Source organism: Kitasatospora sp. NPDC059577 (assembly GCF_042735475.1).
In the GTDB taxonomy this organism is placed as follows: domain Bacteria; phylum Actinomycetota; class Actinomycetes; order Streptomycetales; family Streptomycetaceae; genus Kitasatospora.
Map to the genome: position 1 here is coordinate 52,412 of NZ_JBHWBZ010000061.1, position 8,371 is coordinate 60,782.

At 76.1% G+C, this 8,371-nt stretch carries 7 protein-coding genes and 2 pseudogenes; 5 read left to right on the top strand and 4 right to left on the bottom strand.

Going from position 1 to position 8,371, the window contains the following annotated elements; genetic code table 11:
* A pseudogene (locus ACFV0O_RS33685) lies at window positions 1-559 on the bottom strand (hypothetical protein); the annotation flags it as partial.
* Between the two features lie 296 nt (window positions 560-855).
* Between ACFV0O_RS33685 and ACFV0O_RS33690 the strand changes: the two are divergent.
* Window positions 856-1,473 carry an ArsR/SmtB family transcription factor gene (locus tag ACFV0O_RS33690; protein ID WP_380347548.1) on the top strand — a complete coding sequence of 206 codons (618 nt, stop codon included), beginning with the start codon at window positions 856-858 and terminating at the stop codon, window positions 1,471-1,473.
* A complete protein-coding gene (locus tag ACFV0O_RS33695; RefSeq protein ID WP_380347549.1) occupies window positions 1,470-2,945 on the top strand; it encodes an MFS transporter in 1,476 nt (491 codons plus the stop codon). Before ACFV0O_RS33690 ends, ACFV0O_RS33695 begins: the two co-directional genes overlap by 4 nt.
* Window positions 2,946-2,952: 7 nt before the next feature.
* On the opposite strand, the gene ACFV0O_RS33700 is transcribed toward ACFV0O_RS33695, so the two are convergent.
* Window positions 2,953-3,630 carry a DUF6629 family protein gene (locus tag ACFV0O_RS33700; RefSeq protein ID WP_380347550.1) on the bottom strand — a complete coding sequence of 226 codons (678 nt, stop codon included), beginning with the start codon at window positions 3,628-3,630 and terminating at the stop codon, window positions 2,953-2,955.
* A gap of 257 nt (window positions 3,631-3,887) precedes the next feature.
* Window positions 3,888-4,727 (bottom strand): annotated as a pseudogene (locus ACFV0O_RS33705) (DMT family transporter); the annotation flags it as partial.
* Window positions 4,728-5,032: 305 nt separating this feature from the next.
* Here ACFV0O_RS33705 and ACFV0O_RS33710 point away from each other — a divergent pair.
* Window positions 5,033-5,296 carry a dsRBD fold-containing protein gene (locus ACFV0O_RS33710; protein ID WP_360258095.1) on the top strand — a complete coding sequence of 88 codons (264 nt, stop codon included), beginning with the start codon at window positions 5,033-5,035 and terminating at the stop codon, window positions 5,294-5,296.
* A 1,057-nt stretch (window positions 5,297-6,353) separates the two neighbouring features.
* Window positions 6,354-6,752: a barstar family protein gene (locus ACFV0O_RS33715; RefSeq protein ID WP_380347551.1), complete on the top strand. Its 399-nt coding sequence runs from the start codon at window positions 6,354-6,356 to the stop codon at window positions 6,750-6,752.
* A 17-nt stretch (window positions 6,753-6,769) separates the two neighbouring features.
* On the opposite strand, the gene ACFV0O_RS33720 is transcribed toward ACFV0O_RS33715, so the two are convergent.
* Window positions 6,770-7,645 (bottom strand): alpha/beta fold hydrolase, encoded by an 876-nt coding sequence (locus tag ACFV0O_RS33720; RefSeq protein WP_380347552.1) that lies wholly within the window; start codon window positions 7,643-7,645, stop codon window positions 6,770-6,772.
* A 178-nt stretch (window positions 7,646-7,823) separates the two neighbouring features.
* Here ACFV0O_RS33720 and ACFV0O_RS33725 point away from each other — a divergent pair, with 178 nt between their 5' ends.
* Window positions 7,824-8,267 (top strand): MarR family winged helix-turn-helix transcriptional regulator, encoded by a 444-nt coding sequence (locus ACFV0O_RS33725; RefSeq protein ID WP_380347553.1) that lies wholly within the window; start codon window positions 7,824-7,826, stop codon window positions 8,265-8,267.
* Window positions 8,268-8,371 lie beyond the last annotated feature (104 nt).

Sequence of the window (8,371 nt, forward strand, 5' to 3'; positions counted from 1 at the left end):
GTTGTGGGGGGGGCCGGGCGCCAGCGCTCGCATCCGCCGCGGCCGGGGGCGGGCGGCGGGCGCGGCGCCGGGGGGGCGGGGCCGCGGCGCCGCCCCGGCGGCCGCCGCGCGCCACCTCGGCGCGCACCAGCACCCGGCCACCCATCGGGGTGCGCCGGATCGCGTGGTCGACCAGTCCGGCGAGGGCCGCCTCCAGCCGTCGGGCGTCGCCGGCCACCACCGGCAGCCCCGGTGCCACCCGGACCGTGACGGCCGCCGAGCGGCCGCCGCCGCGCACCACCCGGCCGACCACGTCGGCGACCTGGACGTGCCGTGCCATCGGCTCGCAGCCGGCCTGCCGGCCGGTCCACCGCAGCCGCTCCAGCTCCGCGCGCGTCAGCGCCCTCGGCGCCGCCATGGTGCCGGACGGGAACGGGCCGGGGCCCTCCTCGGTCCCGACGGCGACCGGGCCGCCCGTGCGCCCGGAGCCGCCCCGGCGACCGGTGCCGCCCGGGCCGCCGAACGCCGCGAGCGCCCGGGCCCCCGACGCCACGTAGCCCCAGAGCCTCCCGCGTGTCATCGCCCTGCCCCTCGTGCCTCACCGGCGGCCGTCATCGGTTCCGCGGCCGACCGGGGCGGGCCGCGTTCCGGGCCCTGCTGCCAGCGTGCGCCTCACCCGCCCGGGTGACAATCCCGCTCCGGTGCGCGAACCGGGCGCAGGCCCCCGCCGGTCGGCCGGTCGTGCACCCCCCGACCGGCGGGGCGGCCCCGGGGCCGGTGCCGGGGCCGCCCGCCGACCGGGCCTTCCGGAAACCGCAAAGGAATCTTCGCAGAAAACCCTTTGCAAAGAACTCTTTGCGGTTCTAGGCTCCTGCCATGACCGAGGACAGCGGATGGAAGCACAGCGACGACCCGCACGTCGCCATCACGGCCAAGGGCATGCGGGCGATGGCGCACCCGGTGCGCATGCAGCTGGTCGGGCTGCTGCGCAAGCACGGCCCGTCCACGGCGACGAGGCTCGCCGCGCAGCTGGGGCTCAACTCCGGCGCGACCAGCTACCACCTGCGCCAGCTCGCCGCCGCGGGCTTCGTCGAGGAGGACCACGAGCGCGGCAACGCCCGTGAGCGCTGGTGGCGTTCGGCCCACCGGCTCACCGTCTGGACGGGGGACGACATGGCGGACGAGGAGCGCGACACGGCCGTCGGCTTCCTGCGGTCCGTCCTGGCCGCGCACACCCTGACCGGCCAGCGCACGCTGGACGCCTTCGAGACCATGCCGCGCGAGTGGCGCCGGGTGACGGACCTCAGCGACCTGATCCTGCAGCTCACCCCCGCCGAGGCCGAGCAGCTCACCGGCGAGCTGTCCGAGGTGATCGGGCGGTACCGCCGGACCGACCCCGACGGCCCGGTGCCGGCCGGTACCGAGCAGGTCTCCGTGATCGTCCACGTCCTGCCGGACGCCCGCACCACCACGACCGAGGGGGACCCGGCATGACGACCGCCGCCGCCGATCCGCCCGCGCGCAGCTACCGGCCGCTGGCCGGGGTGCTGACCGCCACGGTCGTCTCCGTGACCGGCACGCGCGTCTCGGCCATCGCGCTGCCCTGGTTCGTCCTGGCCACCACCGGCAGCGCCACCATGACGGGCCTGGTCGCCTTCGCCGAGATGACGCCGTACGTCCTGGTCAAGGCGCTGACCGGGCCGGTGGTCGACCGGCTCGGGCCGCGGGTGGTGTCCTGGACGACGGACGCGGTGAGCGCCACCGCGGCCGGGCTGGTGCCGCTGCTGCACACGCAGGGGCTGCTCCCGTTCTGGACGCTGCTGGTGCTGGTCGCGGTGATCGGCGCGATGCGCGGCCCGGGGGACCTCGCCAAGTCGGTGATGGTCCCGGAGGCGGCCGACCGCGCCCGGGTGCCGATGGAGCGCGCCACCGGGCTGTCCGGCGTCACCGAGCGGCTGGCCTCCACGATCGGTCCGGCGGTCGGCGGCGGGCTGATCGCGCTGACGGGCCCGCTGGCCGGGCTCGCGGTCAACGCCGTCACCTTCGCGCTCGGGTCGCTGGTCATCGCCCTCGCGCTGCCGCGCGGGATGGGGCGTCCGGTGGTGCCCGCGGCGACCGCCGCGGCTCCCGCGACTGCCTCGGCTCCCGCGACTGACGCGACTCCCGGGGCGGCGACGGAGGGGGAGCAGGACGGCGGTTACTGGCGGATGTTCCGTGCGGGCTTCGCCTTCCTGCGGTCCGAGCCGCTGCTGCTCGCACTGATCGTCATGGTCGGCATCACCAACCTGCTCGACGCCGGCTTCGCGACCGTCCTCGTGCCGGTCTGGGCGCGGGAGTCCGGCCACGGCCCGGCCGCCATCGGCCTGGCCGCCGGTGTCATGGGCGCCACGGCGGTCGTCGGCAGCCTGATCGCGGCAGCCGTCGCCTCCCGGCTGCCCCGCCGGACTGTCTTCTTCGTCGGCTTCCTGCTCTGCGGCGCGCCCCGGTTTCTGGTGCTCGCCCTCGGCGCACCGCTGTGGGCGGTGCTCGCGGTCTTCGCGATCGGAGGGTTCGGCTCCGGCTTCCTCAACCCGATCCTCGGCGCGGTGCTCTTCGAGCGGGTGCCCCGCCACCTGCTCGGCCGCGTCCACGCCCTCGGCGACTCCCTGTCCTGGGCCGGCATCCCGCTCGGCGGGCTGGTCGCGGGTGCGTCGGTCGCCCTGCTCGGCCTGATACCCAGCCTGCTCGCCGCCGGCGCCCTCTACTTCGCCACCACGACCCTGGCCGGACTCCGGCCCGAGTGGCGGGAGATGGACCGTCTGCGGGGCCGCAGGGGCACCGCCGACAGCGCGCCGGTCGTGCCGGTCGTGCCGGTTGCGCGGGTCGCGCCGGTCGTGCCGCAGGCCACGGAACCCCGGTCGGCACCGGCACCGACTCCGGCGGTGGCTCCGACTCCGGCACCGGCGCCGTCCCAGGTACGCCCCTAGGGTGCGGTCAGCGGAGCGGGCGGGCGGTCCGTGCGGCGGCGCCTGCTCCACTGGGCGGGCGGCCCGCCCAGTGGAGCAGCAGCAGGCTGGCCAGGGCGGCGAGGGCACACCAGGTGGAGACGAAGGCGAGGCGCCAGACCAGGGCGCAGGCGAAGGCGCCCGCACCGGTGACGAAGCCGAGGCGGCGGAGCAACGGATCGCCGCTCGCGAGGAGGGCGCCGACGGTGGCGAGGAGGTAGCCGATCAGGAGGGGAGCCGGGTGCGGGATCCCGACGGCGTAACCGAGGGTGTGGCCGTGCGCGGTGGCCGTCACCGGACGGGAGGCGACGGCCACGGCGAGCGGGACGGCGACGGCCGCGCCGAGCAGGGTGAACCCGGCGAGCACGCGTCGCCGAGGTCCGGGCGTCGCGCACCACACGGCCGCCGGGACCAGCACCGGCAGCAGCGGGAGGGCGATCGCCGCCCACGCGGTGCGGGCCGCCCCGGCGAAGGCGGCCGGCAGCTCGCCGTCCGTACCGAGCCAGACCAGTGCCTCGATCAGCTGATGCAGGCCCAGTACCAGGGGGAGCGCGGCGAGCGGTGACCGCTCCGGCCGGCCGACCCGGTGGGCGCGGACCAGGCACGCCACCCCGACGGCCGCGACCACCCCGCCGGCCACGGCGTCCGCCCGTGCGCTCCAGCACATCGGGACCTCTAACCGGGCTTCCCAGGGGCGCTATCGGGTCCGTTGCCGGGTCCGCCGTCGGGCGGGTCCTCGACGCCGGCCCGGGGTCCGTTCCCGGACCCATCTCCGGCTCCGTCTGTGGACTCGTCCACGGAACCGTAGCCGGCCCCGCTCGCGGGCTCGTTCCGGGGCCGGTCCCCGGGCCGGTCGTCCGCGTCGGTCTCGGACGCCTCCTCCGGCGCCACCCCGACGCTCTCCAGGGTGTCGCGGACGGTGCCGGGCATGGCCGGGTGCCGGCCGATCACGATCACCCCGACCACGATGGCCAGCATCCCGGCCGACTGCCAGGCCAGCGCGCTCGGCGTGACCCGCAGCCGGTCACCGAGGAAGCCGACCGCACAGGCGATCCCGGCCAGCGGCTGGGCGGCGGTCAGCGCCGGCAACGACATCCGCAACGGCGCGGCCTCGAAGGCGCTCTGCACCAGCAGCAGCCCGATCACGCCCGCCACGATCACCGCGTACGGCTGCCAGCTGCGCAACACCGCCCCCAGTCCCTCGTGGTCGAGGCGCTGGGTGGTGGTCCGGGTGAGCGCGTCCTGGAGGCCGTAGAGCAGCCCGGCGGCGAGCGCCAGCAGGGTCGCCTCCTCGAACAGCGGCAGTCGGCGGGCCATCGAGACCAGCAGCACGACCAGCCCGACCACCGTGCCGACCACCAGCCAGTGCCGCAGCTCCCCGGCGGGAGCCCCACCGCCCGTCGGCTTCCCGGCCACGATGAAGGCCGTCACCCCGAGGCCGAGCAGCAACACCCCCGCCCAGCCGGAGCGGCCCAGGGTCTGACGGGTCAACACCCGGGCGAGCGCCATGGCGAACAGCAGATTGGTGGCCAGCAGCGGCTCGACCAGGGACACCTCGCCCTGGTTGAGCGCGAGCGCGGACAGGATCAGGCCGCTGACCATGAAGCCGGTGCCGAGCAGCCACTGGGGCATCCGCATGAGGTCCAGCAGCAGCCGCCAGTGCAGGAGGTCGGAACGGGGAGCCCGCTGCGCCGCGTGCTGCTGGAGGACGAAGCCGAGTCCCAGACAGCAGGCCGCGCCGAGGGCGAGGAGGAAGACCGCCACGGAGGGACCACCAGGTTGTCGCTGCCCGCGCCGCGCCGACGGGTCCGGATGGGTCGGCCGTCGCGGCCCGCTCCCGTCAGCGTACCGCCGGGCCGGTGGCCGGGCCGGTCGGCACGGCGCGCGGCCGCGGACGCCCGCCGGGAGGGGGTGCGACGGTACGGACCCGGGGTGCGTGCCCGGCGGTGTCGGCCGCGCTTGCCGCTACGGGCGGGGCAGGCGCACCCTGGTGTGAGCGGCCGCCACGGCTCACCGTCCGTGCCGGTCAGGACAGGCACGGACGGGGGCCGGCGCCAGGAGGTGTGGCAATGCACAACCAGTGGGACGTGGAGCTGACATTCGACGAGGACGGCGTGCACACGGCGTGCGACGCCAGGTTGACGGGCGCGAGGGCGCCGGGCCTGAGCGCGCGCGGCGAGGCCGTGAAGAGCGCCGACGACCGTCCGCTCGCGCGGATCGGCGAGGAGGTCGCGGCCTCCCGCGCCCTGGAGGAGCTCTCCCGCAAGCTGCGGGTCCAGGCCACCGGAGAGATCGACGACGAAGGGCACCGTCCGAGCTACCTGATCTACTGAGGAGGGCGACGGCGACAGCTGCGACGGAGACGGCGGCGGTCACGGCCCCGGGCGGTGCGGTCGGCCGTACGGTCCGGGCCCGTCGCCGCCCCGGAGCGGCCCGCCGCCACCGGCGCCGGCGCCGTACTGCCGGGCGAGGGTGAACAGTTGGTCCGTGCCGGTCTGGCCTCCGGGATCGGATCGGGGCCCGGGGCGGGGAGTTGACCGCTCCGCCGGGACACCGGTCGCACGCGTCGCACATGTCGCAGGTGTCGCACGTTCGGCGCCCGCCGCACCCCCAGCGCCCGACCACGGAGGGGAGTGCCACTCGGCTGTGACACGGCTCAGCAGGCTTTCGCCGAAGGGCGCCTCACACCGGCGGAGTCGGAACGGCGGCTCCACGAGGTGCTGACCGGTACGCACAAGGTGCCGACCGGTACGGACGAGGTGCTGACCGGTACGCACAAGGTGCCGACCGCCGGTACGGGCGGCGAGTCGGTGCGGATCCTGGATGTGCTTCCGGGGGAGGACCCGGGCCCGGCGTCCGTGCTCGCCGCCCATCCCGGGCGGATCAGGCGGGCGGTGCCCGGCGGGTGCCCGGGACCCTCGGAGCCGAGTCCGCGACGGGAGGTGACGGGATGGGTGACGCCGGACCTCTCGCGGGCGGTCATCGAGCACCCCGTGGTCGATATCGAGCTGAACCCGAGCACCGGCGGGGCCGTCATCGCCGCCCCGCGCGACGCGATCGTCGACAGCGAGGGCCTGTCCACGGCCGGGAAGCCCCCGCTCCACCGGGCCCGGCACCCTCCCCGCCCCGGCACCGTCCCCGCCCCGGCAGCTCTCCCACCCCGGCCCCCTCGCACCCCGATGGGCCGCCGGTCCGGATCATCGGCGCCGTCGGGTTCGGGCGGGTGCGGATCCGGCATGCCCGGCGCTGATACCCGGCGACGTGCTCCGGGCCGTCCGGCAACGCTACGATCACCGCCCCGGCACCCGGGTGTGCGAGGCCCGCCCGGCATCCGACGGTGCACCCGGTCAGGCATCCGGCGGCCCATCCCACCCCCCGGATCGGACGGACATGAACCACTACTGGGCAGCCGAGGCGCCCTGGATCCACCACGGGACGGCGGACGCGCAGGGCGCCGCGTTCCTGCTGCCGCCGCCCGGGACCAGCTTCGTGGCCCGGTTGGACGGCGCCGAGGCGGGCGACGAGCAACGGCTGTTCGAACAGTTGAGTGTCCGGCTCCGGCTCCCGGCCTATTTCGGCTGGAACTGGGACGCTCTCTCGGACTGCCTGCGCGACCTGGCGTGGCTGCCCGCCGACCACTACCTCCTGGTGGTCGAGCGGTCGGCGCTCCTGCTGCGGGAGTGCCCCGAGGCCCGGGAGACGCTCTTCGGGGTCCTCGAAACCGCGGGCCGGCACTGGGCGCGCCGACCGGATCTGCCGGGCCGGTCCTTCAACTCCCTGCTGCTGTAGGCGCCGGAGGCCGGCCGTCAGTCCGCGGACAGGAAGTCCAGGAGGCGACGGTTGACCTCGGGTGCGCCCGCCATCGGCAGGTCGTGGTGGGTGACGTCCGGGATGACCGCCACCTCGGCCGACGGGAGGGCGCGTCGGGCGGCGTCGGCGACGCGCGCCGGGTCGTGGGCGCGGCTGTGGGCGGCCAGGAGGGTGAGGACGGGGGCGGTGAGGGCGCGGAGGCGTTCGGGTGTGGGCTGCGGGCCGGTGACCACGCGGGAGGCGGGGAAGTCGGCGTAGCCGAGGGCGTAGAGCTCCCGCCAGTCGGCGTCGAGGCCGTGGCCGCCGCGGGTCTCCCAGTCGAGGTAGGCGCGGGCGCGGTCCGGGGTGCGGCCGGGGAGGAAGAGCGGGAGCGCGCGCAGCAGGTAGCCGGGCCGGAAGCCGGCGAAGCACCGGGTGGGGTCGAGCAGGGCGAGTCGGCCGGTCCGGGCGGGGGCGTGCAGGGCGTATTCCAGGGCGATCCAGGCTCCGTACGAGTGGCCGCAGAAGTCGGCCCGGGGGACGTCGAGTTCGTCGAGGACGGCGTCCAGCCAGCCGAGCAGTCCGGGGACTCCGTCGAGGGCGGCACCGTCGTGGACGCTGCGTCCGGGGTCGCCGATGAGGTCGACGGCGAGGACGCGGTGTCCGGCCGCGGCCCAGGGGGCGGCGTTGGCGGACCACGTGGTGGAGGTGGCGCCGCCGCCGTGGAGGAGGACGAGGGGGCGTCCGTCGTGGGGGCCGCAGGCGTTGATCCGGGTGGTGCCGTGGGCGGTGCGCACGGTGAGGGCCTCGACGGGGACGGGCCAGCGGGCCAGCAGGGCGTCGTAGGCGGCGAGGAAGGGGGCGGTGCGGGACGGGGCGGTGCGGGCGGACATGGCGGGCCTCCGCAGGTGTGGTGTGATGGCGTGCGGAACCGCTCGCCCGGCAAGCATCTCGACCGGCGAGTATCCCGCTCAGCAACTATCTCGCCCAGCGATTATCTCGCCGAGTGAGAGAATCATGGCACGGATGTGCCCGAGGAGGGACGACAGGGTGTCCGAAGTCGAGGAACCGATGCGGCTGGTCCACCTACTGCGCGGTCTGACGGTCGAACTCGATCTGTTCGGGGCCGAGTTCGCGTCCCGCAACGGTCTGCACCCGACCGATCTGCGGGCGTTGATCCACCTGCTGGACGCCGACCGGGCCGGAGCGGTGGTCACCCCGGGCCGGCTCGGCGCGGCGTTGCACCTGAACTCGGCCGGGACGACCGGCCTGGTGGACCGGCTGGAGAAGCTCGGGCTGATCCGCCGCGAGCGCGACCCGCAGGACCGGCGCAGGGTGCGGCTGGTGGTGGAGGACCGGGCGATGGAGTTGGGACAGGGTTTCTTCGGCGGGCTGATCGGCGATCTGCTCGGCGCGATGCGGGAGTTCGGCCCGGGGGAGCTGGACACGGCCCGGCGCTTCCTGGAGGCGATGACCGGGGTGGTCACCGCCGCCAGGCGGGCCGGACAGGAGTAGGCGCCGGGGAGCGGGGCCGGGCCGAACCCGGGGGCCGCGCCGGACCGGGCGGCGGGGGCGGGGCCGGCGGCGGGGGCGGGGCGCGGCGGGGTCGGCGGGGGCGT